The organism is Beijerinckia indica subsp. indica ATCC 9039 (assembly GCF_000019845.1).
Taxonomy (GTDB): Bacteria; Pseudomonadota; Alphaproteobacteria; order Rhizobiales; family Beijerinckiaceae; genus Beijerinckia; species Beijerinckia indica.
In genome coordinates, this window is record NC_010581.1 from 1,311,115 (window position 1) to 1,329,267 (window position 18,153).

At 57.5% G+C, this 18,153-nt stretch carries 15 protein-coding genes; 8 read left to right on the plus strand and 7 right to left on the minus strand.

Translation table 11 applies throughout. The annotated features are described in order from the left end of the window. Positions 1-190: 190 nt before the first annotated feature. From BIND_RS05750 to BIND_RS05770, 4 genes are all read right to left on the minus strand, one after another. Positions 191-1,408, minus strand: a complete 1,218-nt coding sequence (locus tag BIND_RS05750; protein WP_012384132.1) for an NADP-dependent isocitrate dehydrogenase — start codon at positions 1,406-1,408, stop codon at positions 191-193. Positions 1,409-1,778: 370 nt separating this feature from the next. Beyond that, positions 1,779-2,540 carry a metallophosphoesterase family protein gene (locus BIND_RS05760; protein ID WP_012384133.1) on the minus strand — a complete coding sequence of 254 codons (762 nt, stop codon included), beginning with the start codon at positions 2,538-2,540 and terminating at the stop codon, positions 1,779-1,781. Between the two features lie 620 nt (positions 2,541-3,160). Continuing rightward, entirely contained in the window at positions 3,161-5,398 is a 2,238-nt protein-coding gene (locus tag BIND_RS05765) for a nucleotide-binding protein (protein ID WP_012384134.1), read from the minus strand. A 256-nt stretch (positions 5,399-5,654) separates the two neighbouring features. Then, positions 5,655-6,551, minus strand: coding sequence for a methyltransferase domain-containing protein (locus BIND_RS05770; RefSeq protein ID WP_012384135.1), 897 nt, complete (start codon positions 6,549-6,551; stop codon positions 5,655-5,657). A gap of 303 nt (positions 6,552-6,854) precedes the next feature. On the opposite strand from BIND_RS05770, the gene pabB reads away from it, so the two are divergent. From pabB to BIND_RS05790, 4 genes are read left to right on the plus strand one after another with little or no spacing between them, the layout of a single operon-like run. Continuing rightward, positions 6,855-8,285 (plus strand): aminodeoxychorismate synthase component I, encoded by a 1,431-nt coding sequence (gene pabB, locus BIND_RS05775; protein ID WP_012384136.1) that lies wholly within the window; start codon positions 6,855-6,857, stop codon positions 8,283-8,285. Then, entirely contained in the window at positions 8,282-8,878 is a 597-nt protein-coding gene (locus tag BIND_RS05780) for an anthranilate synthase component II (RefSeq protein WP_012384137.1), read from the plus strand. The genes pabB and BIND_RS05780 overlap by 4 nt, the downstream gene beginning before the upstream one ends. Next, positions 8,859-9,725 (plus strand): aminotransferase class IV, encoded by an 867-nt coding sequence (locus BIND_RS05785; RefSeq protein ID WP_012384138.1) that lies wholly within the window; start codon positions 8,859-8,861, stop codon positions 9,723-9,725. The genes BIND_RS05780 and BIND_RS05785 overlap by 20 nt, the downstream gene beginning before the upstream one ends. Positions 9,726-9,728: 3 nt before the next feature. Continuing rightward, positions 9,729-10,523 carry a ComF family protein gene (locus BIND_RS05790; RefSeq protein WP_012384139.1) on the plus strand — a complete coding sequence of 265 codons (795 nt, stop codon included), beginning with the start codon at positions 9,729-9,731 and terminating at the stop codon, positions 10,521-10,523. A 127-nt stretch (positions 10,524-10,650) separates the two neighbouring features. Here the strand turns inward: BIND_RS05790 and BIND_RS05795 are convergent, their stop codons facing one another. From BIND_RS05795 to BIND_RS05805, 3 genes are all read right to left on the minus strand, one after another. Next, a complete protein-coding gene (locus tag BIND_RS05795; RefSeq protein WP_012384140.1) occupies positions 10,651-11,313 on the minus strand; it encodes a 3-oxoacid CoA-transferase subunit B in 663 nt (220 codons plus the stop codon). Positions 11,314-11,327: 14 nt separating this feature from the next. Continuing rightward, positions 11,328-12,035, minus strand: a complete 708-nt coding sequence (locus tag BIND_RS05800) for a CoA transferase subunit A (RefSeq protein WP_012384141.1) — start codon at positions 12,033-12,035, stop codon at positions 11,328-11,330. 161 nt (positions 12,036-12,196) lie between these two features. Next, positions 12,197-12,547: a hypothetical protein gene (locus tag BIND_RS05805; protein WP_012384142.1), complete on the minus strand. Its 351-nt coding sequence runs from the start codon at positions 12,545-12,547 to the stop codon at positions 12,197-12,199. A gap of 238 nt (positions 12,548-12,785) precedes the next feature. On the opposite strand from BIND_RS05805, the gene ahr reads away from it, so the two are divergent. From ahr to BIND_RS05825, 4 genes are all read left to right on the plus strand, one after another. Beyond that, positions 12,786-13,787, plus strand: coding sequence for an NADPH-dependent aldehyde reductase Ahr (gene ahr, locus BIND_RS05810; protein WP_012384143.1), 1,002 nt, complete (start codon positions 12,786-12,788; stop codon positions 13,785-13,787). 318 nt (positions 13,788-14,105) lie between these two features. Then, positions 14,106-15,479: a sensor histidine kinase gene (locus BIND_RS05815; protein WP_012384144.1), complete on the plus strand. Its 1,374-nt coding sequence runs from the start codon at positions 14,106-14,108 to the stop codon at positions 15,477-15,479. A gap of 193 nt (positions 15,480-15,672) precedes the next feature. Beyond that, the gene (locus BIND_RS05820; RefSeq protein WP_012384145.1) at positions 15,673-16,674 is read left to right on the plus strand and encodes an NADH-quinone oxidoreductase subunit B family protein; all 1,002 of its coding nucleotides are present in this window, start codon (positions 15,673-15,675) and stop codon (positions 16,672-16,674) included. Between the two features lie 7 nt (positions 16,675-16,681). Next, the gene (locus tag BIND_RS05825; protein ID WP_012384146.1) at positions 16,682-18,148 is read left to right on the plus strand and encodes a nickel-dependent hydrogenase large subunit; all 1,467 of its coding nucleotides are present in this window, start codon (positions 16,682-16,684) and stop codon (positions 18,146-18,148) included. Positions 18,149-18,153: the final 5 nt, after the last annotated feature.

An 18,153-nucleotide genomic window follows, 5' to 3' on the forward strand; every position in this document is an offset into this window, starting at 1 on the left:
CAACCAGAAACGCGTCCTTATACCTTTTTGTAGGGGAAGAGACAATCTCCCCTGCCGTTCTGCGCATATTTCCCCACAGGGGAACATCGGTACTGGGCCCGAAATTCTTATAAAGTCAAATATATAGATATTTTCAGCGCGATCTCAGAGCCTCCCCCGTACGCGCAAACGCACGGGGGAAGAGAATAATTTACGCGGTGGCCATGGCCTTTTTCAGGTTTTCATCGATCTTGTCGAGGAAACCGGTGGTGGAAAGCCAGCTCTGTTGGGAACCGACGAGCAAAGCCAGATCCTTGGTCATGAAGCCGCCCTCGACCGTGTCGACGCAGACCTTTTCGAGGGTCGAGGCGAATTTGGCGAGCTTTTCATTGTCGTCGAGCTTGGCGCGATGGGCAAGACCACGCGTCCAGGCGAAGATCGAGGCGATCGAATTGGTCGAGGTCTCGTGGCCCTTCTGATGTTCGCGATAATGGCGGGTCACCGTGCCATGCGCCGCTTCCGCCTCGACGGTCTTGCCGTCCGGCGTCATCAGAACCGAGGTCATGAGGCCGAGTGAACCAAAGCCCTGGGCCACGGAATCGGACTGGACGTCGCCATCATAGTTCTTACAGGCCCAGACATAGCCGCCGGACCATTTGAGCGACGAAGCGACCATATCGTCGATGAGGCGATGCTCGTAGATGATCTTGGCTTCGGCGAATTTGTCCTTGAATTCCGTCTCGTAGACTTCCTGGAAGAGATCCTTGAAACGCCCGTCATAGGCCTTCAAAATCGTGTTCTTGGTGGAGAGATAGACGGGATATTTGCGGTTGAGGCCGTAATTCAGCGAGGCGCGCGCGAAATCGCGGATTGAATCATCGAGATTATACATGGCCAGGGCCACGCCGGATCCCGGATAGTGGAAGATTTCCTTCTCGATGACCTGACCGTCGTCGCCCACGAATTTAATGGTGAGCGTGCCCTTGCCCGGCACCTTGAAATCGGTGGCCTTATATTGGTCGCCAAAGGCGTGACGGCCGACGATGATGGGCTGTGTCCAGCCGGGCACAAGGCGCGGCACGTTTTTGCAGATGATCGGCTCCCGGAAGATCACGCCGCCGAGAATATTGCGGATCGTGCCGTTCGGGGACTTCCACATTTCGTGGAGATTGAATTCCTTAACGCGAGCCTCGTCAGGGGTGATCGTGGCGCATTTCACGCCGACACCATGTTTTTTAATGGCATTGGCGGAATCGACCGTGACTTGATCCTTGGTCTTGTCACGATTTTCGACGGAAAGATCGTAATATTCCAGATTGATGTCGAGATAGGGATGGATCAGCTTATCACGAATATAATGCCAGATGATCCGTGTCATCTCATCGCCATCGAGCTCAACGACAGGATTGGCGACCTTGATCTTTTCCATGGAATACCCTTTGCGGATAGGCGGTTACGGCAATGACACGTTTTACGGTTGCACGGTCTCATGGCCTGGGACGAGCATACGCAAAGACGACGTTTCGGATGGGGAGCATCAAAACGGCCTCTGGCTCGAGCTCGTGCTTCAAGTCGTGAGGCGGAATGCGTCGAGGTTGTCGTTAGCAAGGCAGAGGAAAGAGGGCAATCGCCTAATAGACAGGGGGCTTCATCGGCGCAGTGGGGCGCGGGAGATCTTGTTGAAGAGACAAGAAATCACGGGTGGGTTCACGTGAATTTGCAACACTGATCCGTGAACGGCGCATTGCAATGGGCGCCGTGCGTCGCGGGTGAGCCTGCACGAAAGGGCGCCCTAAAGCTCACCGCGACTGCTGAATAAAAGTTTGTTGATCCTTTTCGAGGACGAGGCAGGTCAGCTTCCCGGTGGCATAAGCGCCCGTATCGATATTGATCCGATTGGGATGAATCGTGGTCTCGAGAACCGGGGTGTGGCCATGAACGATCATCTTGCCAAAACTCCCCTCATGGTGAAGAAAGTCGCCGCGAATCCAAAGAAGATCATCGGGAGATTGCTTGTCCAGGGGAACCCCGGGGCGCACGCCGGCGTGGACAAAGAAATAATCGCCGCAGGTAAAGCTGAGCGGCAAATTCGCGAAAAAGTGCTTATGAGAGTCTGGAAGTTTCTCCCTAAGCTCTTGCGAGAGCCTGGCTTGCTCCTCGGGTTTGGGATTGAGGCTTGGGTGTAAGCCATAGGATAGCAGCGTTGGCAAAGCGCCATATTGCGCCCAATGATGGAGGATCTCCGGCTCCTCGATGAAATCAACCAAACAGGTCTCGTGATTGCCTTTAAGGCAGACCACCGAATGGGTTTGCGAGCGGGCGATGAGCCGATCGATCACCCCCGCGGAATTCGGACCCCGGTCGATATAATCACCAAGGAAAACGTGCTGGGCCTGTTCAATTGGGTGTCGCGCGAGATCGGCATCGATCCAGGCAAAAAGTGCATCGAGCAGATCGCTGCGGCCATGAATATCGCCGACTGCATAGATGCGTGTACCGTTTGGCACACAGGCTTTCGGGGGAGGCGGCGGCGGAGACCGAAACAGGCGCATCTTATACATGTGGAAAAACCGGGCTGCTTTTCAATATCCTCGGACGGTGGTTTTCGGACCTCGCCAGAATGGGATGAACGACAAGCCGCTCTATATTGATGTGTCGATCATGGCGTTTCCGTCAAGGTAAGAATAAGTTTTTGCTGTGGCGCGGTGCCTAGAAGAAGTTTCTACATTGATGATAATGGGTTTGGGCGTCAATAAATTGCGTTGAACTAGCACAGAAACATTTTACGTGATCCATGAGGTGGATTTTATCTTTGATAACCATAAAAAGCTACATCATGAAGTTTGGCGGTTTGCCCAGGCTGATGAAGCATTTACCCGAAATAGGCTTGCTTTGTGAATATTAAAATAAGTTAATTCAATATATTATGGAATTTTCGTGGTTCGAGGAATTGTGAAAAGGCTTTAAGGGACGAAAGCGGCCGGCCAAGCCATGATGAAGGAGAAGCCTTCACAAAAGCGCGCAACATTTGGCAGGCTGGGCTTTGAACCTTCAAGTCCCTGCTAAACCAGACGGGTCAGCCTCCTGGCATGACATTTCTCACCGCATGAAATTGAGGCGCGCGTCGGTTCTTCAGGCGGAAAAATGAGGAGAGGAAAACGCTCTTCCCCGGCTGACGGTCTCACTCGACATAGCCATATTTGGCGTAATATTTCCGATAATAATGATTGCCGTGATAACGCTCGTAACGGTTTTGCGCGGCGGTATCGACTTTGTTGAGTGCTACGCCGAGCAAATGCTCGTAGACATTGGGAGCATCGCTGAGTGCACGGCGAATAATGTCGATCCTGGTGTGACCCCATTCCACTGTATAGATGTAGGAATCGATAATATGGCCGGTGGTTCGGACATCGACGATGGGCGCTACCGGTGAAAGATCGGTGATGATGTAATCATAATTCGCCCTCAAGGTTTCGAACACAATCTTGACGGCGGAGGAGGCAAGAATCTCATTCGTATGCGGAAGCTTGGTTGTCGCTCCGGCGGGTAGGAATTTCAGGTTTGACGCGGGCAAGGTCAGGATCGTTGTATCGAGCGATTGGCCGCCACTGACCACCTCGGCAATGCCTGGTCGTTGTGGGGCATAAGCCTGCGACAGGGAGGGGCAGCGCAGGTCTGCATCGACGAGAATGACGCGGCCGCCAGCATCCGCAATCAGATGAGCGAGATTGGCGGCTATTGTTGATTTGCCCTCATTTGGCAAAGTGGATGTGATGCCGATGACCTTGCCGGTGTTCAAGACGCCATTGAGGTCGGCGGCGATCTTGAGCGAACGGATCGCCTCGGCATAGCGGGAAAAGGGAGCATCAACGGCATAGCGCAGAAGGCTAAGCCTGTCGAAATCGCGCTTTTCCGGCAAAGCTTTTTGTTTGCGTCCTTTCAAGATTTTTTCGGCCCGGGTCTGCAAAGCAGGCAGCACGGCGAGACAGTTCACGTGCAGGACGTCCTCGACCTGGGTGCTGGTGCGCAGGACGCGATCCGACATTTCACGCAAATAAGCAGCGCCAATGGCCAAGATAGAGCCGGAGAACAAACTGACGAGGCCGACGATAGACCCATGCGGCGCGCTTTTCTTCAAAGGGGGCGTGGCGGGAGAAATGAGCCGCGCCTCGCTGATGGGGAAGGATTGCTGCTGGATCGCTTCCATATAGCGCCGCAGGAAATTATCGTAGAAGGTGCGGGTGGTTTCGGCATTGCGTTGCAGATCACGAAGCTGAATCTGCGCCTCGCTCGCCGTCTGTGCTTGGCTGACAGCCTCATCGAGGCTTTGCTTGATGCTCTCTTCGCGCATGCGGGCAATTTCGTAATCATTCTTGTAACTATCAGCGATCTTGCGCATCTCGTCGCGAATGCTGTTCGTGAGTTCACGCATCTGTGTGCGCAGATTGACGGTCGCTTGATGGTCCGGGCCATAACGTTGCGCCCAGATGGCCTCACGCTGGGCCAGTTCGAGATATTGGCTGCGCAGGTGGATGATGACCGGATTGTTCAGGGAATCGGCCACGGAGGCGTCGGGAATCTCCTGAGCCATCATGGCTTGGATGCGATCATAGCGCGCCTTGGTCTCGTTGGTGACAGCGCGGGTGAGGACGAGCTGGCTATTGATTTCAGCTAATTGCTGATCATTCATCAGGCGGCCGCCGGCATCGACTATATTGTTCTTTTCTTTGAAGTCGGCCACGGCGCGTTCCGCCGTCAGAGCCTGCGATTGCAAATCCTTGATACGGTCCTGCAACCACAAACTGGCGCGGCGAGTCGCTTGATATTTCGCCTCGAGTTGATCATCCACATAAGCCTCGGCGAGGGCGTTGACGATTTGTGCCGCCTTCACTGGATCTTCCGAGCGAAAGGAAACCTGCATGACATAGGTGAGGTCTTGCCGCGATATGGATCGCGCCTGGTTAAATTTCTCGATGACCGCACGCTCGCGTTGTTCCGGAGTTTCTGTCCTCGATGAACCGAACAGACCTGTGAGGAAACTGGCGGTGGCCCCAATCATGCCGCGCGGGCGGACAAATTCGGGATCTTTGGTCAGGTTGAGTTTGCGGATAACGGCGCGGGTAATCGTTTCTGATTTCAGCACTTCGACTTGCGTTTGTACGCTACTGGTGTCGAGTGCGAGATCGCCGGGTGTGGATTGCTGCTGTGATGATGGGGCTTGGTGCGGATCGATGAGCAGAGCGCCTGTCGCGGTAAAAGTCGATGGCGTCGTAAGATAATAGAGCAGCCCCAAGGCCAGGCAACAGCCCAGCACCATTCCTGCAAGGGGCAATTGCCGATGCATCACCTGACGGAAATGATCGTACATGCTGATGAAGGTTGTTCTTGCCTCCGCCACGCCGCTAGTATCCACCCTCATTGAAGCGCGACTCTTCGCGGTTCAATGAGGATAAGTGGATACGGTTTAAAAAGTGACGTATCGAGGATCTGTAATTCTCGATACCAGCCAGAAAAGGCCGCTTGTTGATTGGAAGCATCTTGGCAGCTCACCGTGCTATCGTTGATCGCTCTTAGAATGAGACGTGAAAAGAGAACAAGGACCGCCGAAGTATAACCTCAAAGGTTCAGGACACGAAAGACGAGCGAACGCATGGGGATCGTTCGCGAGAGTGGTTTCAAGTGCCTTTCGGCGGTTCATAAGTCTTGGTCGGCAGGACATCGGCGAGCCGCATTTGCGCTGATCCGGGCCGCAGCGGTTTTTGCTGGCTTTCGTGTGGAACCCAGCCGGAAACATAAATGAGTTCGAACGTCGCGCGGATACGGCCATCTGGATCGGAGAAACGCTCGGCATAAAGTTCAGCGGCACGCAGAAACAGGGCGCGCCGGGTGGGTTTGCGCAGGCGCTCTTCCAGGCTGTTCGTCGCGCCCATCCCGCGCAGATCGGCGAGTAAAGCGAACAAATGTTGATAACGCACGCAAACGACATCGCTATCGGCGACGGGCAGAGCGAAACCGGCGCGTTGCAGCAAACCGCCCATGTCGCGGACATCGGCGAAAGGAGCGACACGCGGGCTAATACCGCCGCAAAGTTCGGATTCAGCCGTGGCGAGGCAGGTCCGCAATTCGTGCAGAGTCTGGCCACCCAGGAGACAGCCGAGAAACAGACCATCTGGCTTGAGGGATTGGCGGATCTGGATCAGGATGCCCGGCAGGTCATTGGCATAATGCAGAGCCAGGGCTGAGGTTGCGAGATCGAAAGCCTCCTTGCCGAAGGGAAGCGCCTCAAGATCGCCGACGATTTGCTGGTAGGGCTGCGGTTTCGGAAAGGACTTCCCATCCGATGGCAGGGCGGGGTTCATCCACACGATCTTGCCTTCTGGATATTGACGGACAAGAGCTTGTGCGAGAACAGGCGCCGGCGTTCCGATATCCGCTATGGCGGTGAACGAGCGTTTGATGAAGGACAGCCGTTCACAAAGATCCTCGACGACATAATCGAGTAGGAAAAGGCTCGGCTCCCTATGGGCTGCCCGCATGAGGCGTCGGCGGATCAGGCCGCGATCGAAGATCATTTTCGGCGTGGACGACACGGATAAACCTTCCGATCGTGAGGGATAGAGGACGCTTTTGCCTAGTATCGAGAATCACAGATTCTCGATCCGTCACTTTTTAAACTTATCCACTTGTCCTCATTGAACCGCGACGAGTCGCGCTTCAATGAGGGTGGATACTTGAATCGTTGCGGTGGCTCATTGGCATGAATCGCCGCAACCAATATGGGAAGGGATTAGAACAGGTTTGTTGCGTGTTGAACCGCTGTCAGGCAATTTGACGCGCAAATTCATCGGCCATAATGGCGAAACGGCGCCGATCCCTTGTCTTCACTCGACCCTTTGATCCTGCATGTCGCGCCTCTCGATTCGATCGCGCCCCTCGAAGCGGCGGAACGGCTTGTCGGCCTGCCGGGATTGGCGTTTCTCGACAGCGCCCTCCCCATGCCGCGGCTCGGACGTTATTCCTATCTCGCTGCCGATCCGTTTGGCTGGCTGACCGTAGAAAATGGGATCGCCTTTTGGAATGGCCAACCTTGCCCTGAGCCGCCGCTTGCGGCGCTGCGTGCCCGGCTCGCAGCCCATGCACTGCCCAAAGACGAGCGTTTGCTACCTCTCCAGACCGGTGTGATCGGTTATTTCGCCTATGATTTCGCTCCTTGCCTTGATCCGGCGGCTAAGGTCGTCCGTTCTCAAGGGGTTCAGGCGAGCCTGGGTTTCTATGATGTCGTGCTCGCCTTCGATCACGAGACGGGCAAGGGCTGGCTGATGGCCTCGGGCCTGCCGGAAACGGAACCCGAGGCGCGCCATCGACGCGCGGAGCAGCGTCTTGCTCAGTTCAAGAGCCTGCTTGAGCGCCCACTTGAAAATCCCATGCAGGGAGCCTCACATCGTGATTCTCCTGTGCCGACCTCCTTGGCTTGGCGCCAGCATTGGCGAAAGGCGGACTATCTCTCCGCTGTGCGGCGGGTCAAGGAGCATATTCTGGCGGGTGATCTCTATCAGGCGAATATAGCACAATGTTTCGAGGCTGATGTGCCACGTGGCTTCGATTCCTGGCGATTCTATAAGGACTTGCGTTCACGCAATCCCGCGCCTTATGCCGCCTTTCTCGCGCAGGAGGGCCGGCACACGGGCGATGCCATTGCCTCGAGTTCGCCCGAGGCTTTTCTCTCCCTTATCGACGGCATGGTGGAAACGCGCCCGATCAAGGGGACCCAAAAACGCCTTGAAGAGCCGGAGCTCGACGCTGCTTGTCGCGATAATTTGGCTCGATCCGAGAAGGATCGAGCCGAAAATATTATGATCGTCGATCTCTTGCGCAATGATCTTTCGAAAGTTTGCACGGCCGCTTCAATCGAAGTGCCGGACCTGTGCGTCGTTGAAACTTATGCGGGCGTGCATCACCTCGTTTCATCGGTGACAGGCCGTTTACGGCCAGGGTGCGACGCGCTCGATCTGTTTGCCGCCTGTTTTCCGGGCGGCTCGATTACCGGTGCTCCGAAGCTCAAGGCGATGGAAATTATCGCCGCGATCGAAAACAGGGCGCGAGGACCTTATTGCGGCGCCATTGGCTTTATCGCCTTCAATGGCGATATGGCGCTCAATATTGCGATCCGAACAATCGTCTTTGCTGGCGATAAGGCCTGTCTCAACGCGGGCGGCGGTATCACGCTCCTTTCCGATCCAGAAGCCGAATATGCCGAAAGCCTCGCCAAGCTTGAACGGATTTTCGAGCGGGAGGGTTCGGCATGATCCTCATCATCGACAATTACGATTCCTTCGTCTTCAATATTGCGCGCTATTTCGAAAATCTTGGCGCGGCGATACGCGTTGAGCGCAACGACTCTCTGGATCTTGCTGAAATCGAGAAGCTTGCACCAAAAGCCATCGTTTTGTCGCCTGGCCCCTGTGGCCCGGCCGAGGCGGGAGTGTCGCTTCAGGTCTTGACGCGCCTTGCCGGTCGCATGCCGATCCTCGGCATTTGCCTTGGCCATCAATGTCTCGGCATGGCCTTCGGCGGTCAGATCACCCGGGCACGCGAACCGATCCATGGGCGAATCCTGCGCCTTGCGCATGGCGGGCAGGGTCTCTTCGTCGGCCTTCCCTCGCCGATCGAGGCCGGCTGCTACCATTCTTTGATCGTCGAGGCGACGCCAGCCATGGACGCGGCCCTGCACGTTGATGCTTGGTCCGAGGCGGGAGAAATTCTCGCGCTCTCCCACCGTATCTGGCCGCTGTTTGGCGTCCAGTTTCATCCAGAATCCGTCCTGACTCCTTGGGGAGACACAATTTTTCGCAATTTTTTAAATGTGGTTGAGGCTTGGCATGCCCCTGTTTTGGAGTGATGGCGCACTTTTCGAAACGGCGGTCCATCCCTACGATCTAACCGATCGCGGCTTGCTGCTCGGTGACGGCCTGTTTGACACCGCTCTGGTCCTGCGGGGAAAGGTGCATCGCGAGATGGCGCACCGGATGCGGCTTTTGGAGGGGCTCTCCGAGATCGGAATCGCGATGGCGCCGGAAATAATCATCGAGGCCTTCTCCGTTCTGGCCCATGCCAGCCGCACCAAAGGGATCGAACGGGCCGCCCTGCGCGTGATGATTACACGTGGCCCCGGTCCGCGCGGCCTCGGCCTGCCTCCCACGCCTTTGCCGCATCTTTTGGCCAGTCTCGCGCCGCTCGCTAACAATCCGTCCGCGCCATTGACCCTGCATGTCTCGAAGATCAGGCGCAACGAGACGTCGCCGCTGTCGCGTCTCAAAACCCTGTCGTCCCTCGACGCCGTGCTGGCTCATCGTGAGGCCTTGAACGCCGGTTGCGACGAAGCTCTGTGCCTCAATACAGCGGGGCGGATCGCTTGCGCGGCCAGCGGTAATCTTTTCGCGGTTTTTGGCCGTAAAATTCTCACCCCCAAGCTCGGCGAAGGGCTTTTGCCAGGCTGTATCCGTGCTCTCCTGCTCGCAGAGGGCGCGTCCCTGGGCTATGAAATGATCGAAACAGAGTTGGAATGTGAGCATTTGCTTGCGGCCGAGGCTGTCTTCATGACCAATAGTCTGCGCCTGCTTGCGCCGGTTTCACGCATTGACGATGTGTCTTTTGTATCTGCTTCCCATGCGGCTTTCGCCGCTTTGCGAGACTTTGTCTGGAGACATGCAGAGAATGAATGTGGTGTCGCTAATCATGATGTCTGAGCCATGATCGAAGCTGCCCATTTCAAGCGATTGATCTTTCGCCATGGGCAATGGCCGCGCATGCTGCGCCAGAAAGTTTCAGGTTTCGGCAAGGTGGCTGCCGATTTCATCTTTCCACCGCTCTGCTTGTGCTGCCGCAAGGCTATTGCCAGCACAGGCGCGCTTTGCCCTGAATGTTGGGACAAGGTGCGCTTCATTGAACGGCCCTTTTGCGAAAGGCTCGGCACGCCTTTTTCGATGGATCTTGGCCAGGACGGTCTTCTGTCTCCGGAAGCTGTGGCCAATCCGCCGGTCTATGGACGGGCGAGAGCGGTTGCACAATTCGACGAGGGACCTGTCCGGCATTTGGTGCATCGGTTGAAATATGGCGATCGGCTGGAAGTTGCGCGCCCGCTCGGGCTTTGGATGGCGCGTGCTGGCGCCGATCTCCTTGAAGATGCCGATGTGCTCCTACCGGTGCCGTTGCATTGGCGGCGCCTTTTGAAACGCCGTTACAATCAGGCCAATGTCCTGGCGCAAGCCTTGTCGCCTCATTGCGGCGTGAGGGTCGATCCCTTCCTGCTTGAGCGGGTCAAGCCGACCGCGACGCAGGTCCGGTTGACCCGTAGCCAGCGTGCTTTGAACATGCAGGGAGCTTTCGTGGTGCCGGAGGAAGCTCGTTCCCGCGTCGAAGGACGCTCGATCGTTCTCGTCGACGATGTCTTGACATCCGGCGCCACGCTGAACGCGGCGGCGCGTGTTCTCTTGCGCCACCGCGCCGCCCGCGTCGATGTTTTGGTGTTCGCCCGGGTTATTTGAGAATCCGCCCCAGTATCCACCCTTGTTGATGCGCGACTCGTCGCGGTTCAACGAGGACAAGTGGATACGGTTTAAAAAGTAACGTATCGAGAATCCGTGATTCTCGATACCAGGACGAACACGATTCTCAAGCCGCCTTGGAGGCGAGTTCCGGTGCGACTTTGAAGGTGGCTTCGGTCTTGGCCTTGATTTCTTCGAGGCTGATCTCATCAGCGAGTTCGATCAAAGTCAGCCCCCCGCCGTTGTGTTTGTCGAGGGAAAAGACACCAAGATCGGTGATGATGAGATCGATGACGCCGGAGCCCGTCAGGGGCAAGGTGCAGCGATGCAGGAGCTTCGGCTTGTCCTTGGCGCAATGTTCCATGACGACGACGACACGCTTGACGCCAGCCACAAGATCCATGGCCCCGCCCATGCCCTTGATCATCTTGCCAGGGATCATCCAATTGGCGAGATCGCCATTTTCCGCTACTTCCATCGCGCCGAGAATGGCGAGATCGATATGACCACCGCGAATCATCGCGAAACTTTCGGCGGAGGAGAAATAGCTCGTCGTCGGCAAAGCGGTGACGGTTTGCTTGCCGGCATTGATGAGGTCGGCGTCTTCCTCTCCCTCATAAGGAAAGGGACCCATCCCCAACATGCCGTTTTCACTTTGCAATTGCACATGCATGCCGTCTGGAATGTAATTCGAGACGAGTGTCGGAATGCCAATCCCGAGATTGACATAGAAACCATCCCGCAATTCCTTGGCGGCGCGGGCGGCCATTTGATCGCGTGTCCAGGCCATGGAGCGTCTCTTTCTCAGGCTGCGGCGCGAGGCCGGGTGGTGCGCTTTTCGATCGGTTTGACATAGGGCGGGCGGGTGATGATGCGATGTACGTAAATGCCCGGCGTATGAATATGGTCCGGATCGATCTCGCCGGCCGGCACGAGATGCTCGACCTCGGCGACCGTAATGCGTCCTGCGGTCGCCATCATCGGATTGAAATTACGCGCAGTTTTCCGATAGACGAGATTGCCTTCCGTATCGCCCTTAAAAGCATGGACGATCGAGATATCCGATGTCAGTCCGCGTTCCATGACATAGGTCGCGCCGTCGAATTCATGCGTTTCCTTGCCCTCGGCGATCACCGTGCCGACCCCAGTGCGCGTGAAAAAGGCCGGAATGCCGGCGCCGCCGGCGCGTATGCGTTCGGCAAGGGTTCCCTGCGGATTGAATTCGAGTTCAAGCTCGCCGGAAAGATATTGGGTTTCGAACAGCTTATTCTCGCCGACATAGGAAGAGATCATTTTCTTGATCTGTTTCGTCGCGAGCAGAATGCCGAGTCCGTCGCCATCGACGCCGGCATTGTTGGAGACAACGGTCAAATCTTTGGCGCCGAGTTCGCGGATCGCCTCGATGAGGCTTTGCGGAACGCCGCAAAGCCCAAACCCACCCGCCATCAGCGTTTGGCCATCTCGCAGGATATCGGCCAGGGCTTCACGTGCATCGGGATAAACTTTGTTCACCCGCTTCTCCCTTCCAATCATTCATGGTCGCATCGAGGTTTACCCCCGAGGTTTACCCCGACGTGACCATGGCGACGTTAGGACGAAGCGTACGGGCTGACAAGACAACCAAGGTTGGAGCCGCAAGCTTCGGGCAAGGAAGTGGGTTCAAGCTGCAAGCATCAAGGGTAAAGGGGCGCGCAGGAGAGCGGTACGTCGGCATAAACCAGTTGACCTTTTGCGGCCGCGTGGCGCGGGTGAGCGGAGGTGAGAGCGCAAGCCGGCGGTTCTGGCGGCAAAGTGATGGGGAGAGCGGCGCCGTCCAGCCAATAGCCGGGCATCAAAGGGGTCAAGTCATCGTGAAAATCGGGCGCTATGCCAGTCATCGCATAAGGGTCGGATGAGGTATAGAGCGGCGCCTTCGCCGAGGAGCCTGCCGCCGAGGCTTGCGGGGAGAAGAGAGAGCTAGACAGAAGAGAGGTGCCGATCAGCGAAAGGGACAAGAAAAAGGGACGAATTTTGCGCAAGGTCATTCTCCATTCTCCTGCTTCCTTCTTCCAGGCGGGAATGAAAGAGGCCAAGAAATGCTATGGTTCCATTAATTAATAAAAATGGACGCCCAAGGCAAAGGTGTCTGGCGCGAATGGGCTCCCTTCACGGTGATTGTGTTCAGGCGAGGAATGTTGGTGGCAAGGGGGTGTGAAGGCAAGATACCATCCAGAATGGCGATGATTCGGTGTTGCTCGAACGCCGGAAGAAGGGCTTAAGCGTATGATCAAGGCATGGGCGGCGCGAACTCCTAAGGGAAAGCTTGAAAAGTTCGATTTCGATCCAGGTCCGTTGAAGGGCGACGAAGTCGAGATCGCTGTCGAACATTGCGGCATTTGCCATTCGGACCTCTCGGTGATCGATAATGAATGGGGCGTGTCCTCTTACCCGGCTGTGCCCGGGCATGAGGTGATCGGCCAAGTTGTCGCGCTTGGCACGGAGACCCGTGGCTTACGGGTTGGCCAGCGCGTCGGTCTCGGCTGGACCGCCGGCAGCTGCCTGCATTGCCATGAATGCCTCAGTGGTGATCAGCATCTTTGCGCGGAATCCGTCGCGACGATCGTTGGCCATGCGGGAGGCTTCGCCAATCGCGTCCGGGCGCAATGGCCCTGGGTGATTCATCTCCCTGAAGGGCTCGACCCAAGGGAAGCGGGACCGCTGCTTTGCGGCGGCGTGACGGTATTTTCTCCGCTACAGACTTACGGGATCAAACCGACAGACAAAGTGGGTATCGTTGGCATTGGCGGTCTCGGTCATCTGGCGGTGAAATTCGCCGCGGCCTGGGGGTGCGAGGTGACGGCCTTCACCTCGTCGGCATCAAAGGAAGCGGAAGCCCGGGGTTTTGGTGCCCATCGCGTGGTGAACAGCAAAGATCCCGCGGCGATCGCGGCGATTGCTGGTTCTCTCGATCTGGTGATCGTGACGGTCAATGTGCCGCTCGATTGGAAAGCGCTGCTCGCGACTTTGCGTCCCAAAGGGCGGCTGCATTTTGTTGGCGCGGTGCTGGAGCCCGTTCCTATCGAAGCTTTCGCTTTGATTTCTGGCCAGCGGAGTGTGTCTGGTTCTCCGACTGGCTCTCCCGTGACCATTGCCTCCATGCTGGAATTTGCCGCGCGTCACAAAATTCTGCCGCAGACGGAGCATTTTCCCATCGCGCAAGTGAACGAAGCGCTTGATCATTTGCGGGCCGGCAAGGCGCGCTATCGGGTCATTCTTGATATGTGAAAGGGAGGAATGCTCTGGCGCATGTCCAAACATTCAGGGCATTGGACATGAACGTTCAGTGCTTTGGAACCGGATCGGGGCCGCCTGGCGATCAAGTGTCATCGTGGTCCCATCGTGGTCGCGGTGATGGTGGCCCGTGAGGCCAATGGCTCAGGTTGCTCCCATCGCCAGGGATTTCCGACTCCTGATAGCCTTCCTTGGTGGTTCATACGAATGGGCTTTCCGCGCGGTTTCGGGGCATAGAAAAATGATTCTTCTTAGGTCTTCTTGCTGATTCCCTTCATGAAAAGGTGATGCGACGAACCCGGGAGCAAGAATATGACCGCGAGCGCGGGAACCGGCGAGGACATGCCTTTCGATCCCGATGTGGATACCGAGCGCATGTGGCTCAACGTCGTGCGCAAGATGGATGAAACCTGGGCTGAGCTCCTGACGCAACAAGCCGAGCTCGAGCGTAAAAATAATGAATTGGAAGAGACCCAAGCCTTCATGGCTGGCGTGCTTGATTCCATGTCTGATCTTTTGATGGCCTGCGATCGGCAATTGACCATCGTGCGGACCAATATCGCGGCCGAACGCCTGTTCGCGGTATCTGGTCGGCGTCTCGCTGGTATGACGCTCGAGACGCTGATTGCTCCGGCATCGCCGGGGACGATCCAGGATCTGCGTGCGGTCATCGCCCAAAAGACCCGGTTAGAGGATCAAGAATATATCTTTGAGAGCCCGCAGGGTGATCTGCCTTTTGCTGTCAATGGCAGTCTTCGCTTTGATCCACGTGGCCGTGTCACCGGGCTCGTTCTCGTGGCGCGACCGGTCGGCGAATTGCGCAAGGCCTATCGCGATCTTGCGGCCACTCATCGCAGTCTGCAGGACACGCAAGCGCAGCTTGTCCAGGCGGAGAAAATGGCCTCGCTCGGTCGGCTCGTTGCCGGCGTGGCGCATGAGTTGAACAATCCGATCTCCTTTGTCTATGGCAATGCGCATACATTGCACCGTTATGCCCGGCGCCTAGCGGCCTATCTCGATGCGCTGCATGCTCTTCCCGCCTCGCCGCAGCTTGCCGAACAGCGCCAGACCTTGCGGATCGATATGATCATGACCGAGTTGGAAGGTGTTTTGGCCGGGATTGTCGACGGAGCGGAACGGGTGCGTGACATTGTGGCCGATCTGCGTCGTTTTTCTTCTGATCGACGTGACGGCCGGGCGCCTTTCGACCTTGAGCCCGTGGCCACGACGGCGCTTGGCTGGGTCTTGGCGGCAGCGCCCCCGGGCATCGTCTTAGAGCTCCAGATCGAAGGGCCGCTTGACGTTTTTGGCCATTCCGGTCAAATCCACCAGGTGGTCATGAACCTTGTGCAAAATGCCGTCGATGCCATGGAAGCCCTGCCGGAAGGAGCAAAGCGTTCTCTCGAAATCAGCGGGGGCCGACGGGAAGACCATGCGTGGCTGGCCGTGCGGGACACGGGGCCGGGTATCGCGCCCGACGTCATGGAGCGGATGTTTGATCCCTTTTTCACCACCAAGCCGGTCGGCAAGGGGACCGGGCTCGGGCTCGCCATCAGCTATCGGATCCTTCAGGAACATGGCGGTACGTTGATGGCGGCCAATCATCCGGAGGGGGGCGCGATCATGACGATCGAATTGCCGGCACAGCTCCTGGACCAAGGTGAAGGCCCTTTGATGAAATCATGAAAGGGCCTTCATTCATCGAATACGCTTTTCTTGACACGAAGCGAACGGGCTTCACTTGAAAATGCTCTAGTATCCGCCCTCACTGGACCGTGAGGTGTCACGGTCCAGTGAGGACAAGCGGATACGGTTTAAAAAGCGACGTATCGGGTATCTGTGATTCCCGATACTAGCCCATGGCGAGGGGATCGATCCAATGGTCTATAATGTGCTCTGGCTGCAATCGGGAGGCTGCGGCGGCTGCACCATGTCCATGCTCGCCGCCGAGGCGCCGGATCTCCTCACGACCTTGGAGGGGGCCGGCATTCGTTTTCTCTGGCATCCAAGTCTGTCCGAGGCCACCGGCGCCGAGGCCCGTGCGATTTTCGACGATATATTGGCCGGACGCCTGCCGCTTGATGCTTTCTGCGTGGAAGGCGCTTTGTTGCGCGGACCGAACGGCACGGGCAAATTTCACATTCTGGCCGGCACGGGCGAGCCGGCCGTGGATTGGGCAAGACGTCTGGCGGCCATTGCCCGGCACGTGGTGGCGGTTGGGACTTGCGCGGCTTATGGCGGTGTGACGGCGGCTTCTCCCAATTTGCTCGATGCGTGTGGTCTCGCTTATGAGGGCTTTTATCCGGGCGGTGCCTTGGGCGCCTCATTCCGTTCCCGCTCCGGCCTGCCGGTGGTCAATATTGCGGGCTGTCCCACCCATCCGAATTGGGTGACGGAAACCTTGATGCTTCTGGCTGCTGAAAGCTTGTCCGAGGATGATCTCGATCCGCTGGGACGGCCGCGTTTTTATGCGGATCACCTCGTGCATCACGGCTGTACGCGCAATGAATATTACGAATATAAGGCCAGCGCGCGCGAACCCTCGGACCTTGGTTGCATGATGGAACATATGGGCTGTATCGGCACGCAGGCCCATGCGGATTGCAACACACGGGCGTGGAACGGCGAGGGGTCGTGCACACGCGGCGGCTATGCCTGTATCCATTGCACGGCGCCGGAATTCGAGGAGCCCGGCCATCTCTTTTTGGAAACGCCGAAGATCGCGGGCATTCCCGTGGGCCTGCCGACCGATATGCCGAAGGCCTGGTTCGTCGCTTTGTCGTCGCTCGCCAAGGCCGCAACGCCGGAACGCCTCGCGCGCAATGCGACTAGCGATCACGTCCTGATCCCGCCCGTGACGCGCGTGCCGCGACGGAGCTAGCGAGAGTATGAGCGAGGCAGCGACGCGCCTGATTGTGGGACCGTTCAACCGTGTCGAGGGTGATCTCGAAGTGCGGCTGGAGATGGAAGATGGCGTTGTGACAGCCGCTTTCGTCAATGCCACATTGTTCCGGGGCTTCGAGCGCATCCTCGAAGGACGCGACCCGAGCGATGCCTTGGTGATTGCACCACGTATCTGCGGCATATGTTCGGTCTCGCAATCGCATGCGGCGGCCTTGGCCTTGGCGGGAGTTATGGGGATCGCGCCCGCGCGCAATGGGCAGATCGCCGCCAATATCACTCTTGCCACCGAAAATCTGGCCGATCATCTGACGCATTTTCATTTGTTCTTCATGCCTGATTTCGCGCGGGGACCCTATCGCGACCGGCCCTGGTTCGACCGCGCCGAGGCCCGTTTCGCCGCCTTGCGTGGGGCATCCGTGCGGCCGATGATGCAGACCCGCGCGTTGCTTTTGCATGTCATGGGGCTGATCGCCGGACATTGGCCGCATACATTGGCGATCCAGCCTGGCGGTTTTTCTCGCGGGGTTGATGCGCGTGACAAAATCAAGCTCCTGGCCATTCTTTCAGGGGTCCGCGCCGCCTTGGAAGAGCGTTTGTTTGGCACGGCTCTGGAGCGCGTTGCGGCACTTGCCGACCCCGAAGAACTTTCTGCCTGGCGTATGCATGGGCCGGAAGGGGATTTCCGCCTGTTTCTGGAGATCGCGGCCGATCTCCATCTCGAAACACTCGGGCGCGCCTATGATCGTTTCCTCTGTTACGGCGCCTATCCTGGTGGCGGTGCGGACGGCGCACCGCTCTATCCTTCGGGCCTCTTCGCGCATGGATTGGAGCATCCGCTTGATCTCGAGGCCATAGCGGAGGATCACACCTATGCGCGAATGGAAAACCGTGGCCTCATGCATCCCCCCTTTATGGGATCGACCTCACCGGATGGCGCGGATGAACAAGGCTATAGCTGGTGCAAGGCTCCGCGTTTGTCGAACGAGCCTTGTGAAACCGGAGCCTTGGCGCGACAGGTGATGGATGGCCAGCCTCTTGTGCGCGCCTTGGTGGCCCGCGCGGGGGGTAATGTCTTCAGCCGTGTCATTGCGCGGCTTTTGGAAGTGGCGCGTGTCCTGATCCAGATGGAAACATGGACCAAAGCGTTGGAGCCCGGCGCGCCCTGGTGTGTTCCTGCCGGGACGATCGGTACGGGACGCGCGGTCGGCTTGACGGAAGCTGCACGCGGCGCCTTGGGCCATTGGCTGCGGGTCGAAAACGGGCGGATCGCTGGTTATCAGATCATTGCGCCTACGACCTGGAATTTCTCGCCGCGCGACGCGCGAGGCCTGCCCGGTCCCTTGGAACGTGCCTTGATCGGTGCGCCCGTTCAGTCCGGCGAGACCACGCCAGTTTCCGTGCAGCATATCGTGCGCTCGTTTGATCCCTGCATGGCTTGCACGGTGCATTGAGCCCG

Bases quoted from the DNA above. Each gene is read 5' to 3' on its own strand.
- BIND_RS05750 (WP_012384132.1), bottom strand. From the start codon at position 1,408: ATGGAAAAGATCAAGGTCGCCAATCCTGTCGTTGAGCTCGATGGCGAT.
- BIND_RS05760 (WP_012384133.1), bottom strand. From the start codon at position 2,540: ATGTATAAGATGCGCCTGTTTCGGTCTCCGCCGCCGCCTCCCCCGAAA.
- BIND_RS05765 (WP_012384134.1), bottom strand. From the start codon at position 5,398: ATGAGGGTGGATACTAGCGGCGTGGCGGAGGCAAGAACAACCTTCATC.
- BIND_RS05770 (WP_012384135.1), bottom strand. From the start codon at position 6,551: ATGATCTTCGATCGCGGCCTGATCCGCCGACGCCTCATGCGGGCAGCC.
- BIND_RS05780 (WP_012384137.1), top strand. From the start codon at position 8,282: ATGATCCTCATCATCGACAATTACGATTCCTTCGTCTTCAATATTGCG.
- BIND_RS05785 (WP_012384138.1), top strand. From the start codon at position 8,859: ATGCCCCTGTTTTGGAGTGATGGCGCACTTTTCGAAACGGCGGTCCAT.
- BIND_RS05790 (WP_012384139.1), top strand. From the start codon at position 9,729: ATGATCGAAGCTGCCCATTTCAAGCGATTGATCTTTCGCCATGGGCAA.
- BIND_RS05795 (WP_012384140.1), bottom strand. From the start codon at position 11,313: ATGGCCTGGACACGCGATCAAATGGCCGCCCGCGCCGCCAAGGAATTG.
- BIND_RS05805 (WP_012384142.1), bottom strand. From the start codon at position 12,547: ATGACCTTGCGCAAAATTCGTCCCTTTTTCTTGTCCCTTTCGCTGATC.
- ahr (WP_012384143.1), top strand. From the start codon at position 12,786: ATGATCAAGGCATGGGCGGCGCGAACTCCTAAGGGAAAGCTTGAAAAG.
- BIND_RS05815 (WP_012384144.1), top strand. From the start codon at position 14,106: ATGACCGCGAGCGCGGGAACCGGCGAGGACATGCCTTTCGATCCCGAT.
- BIND_RS05820 (WP_012384145.1), top strand. From the start codon at position 15,673: ATGGTCTATAATGTGCTCTGGCTGCAATCGGGAGGCTGCGGCGGCTGC.
- BIND_RS05825 (WP_012384146.1), top strand. From the start codon at position 16,682: ATGAGCGAGGCAGCGACGCGCCTGATTGTGGGACCGTTCAACCGTGTC.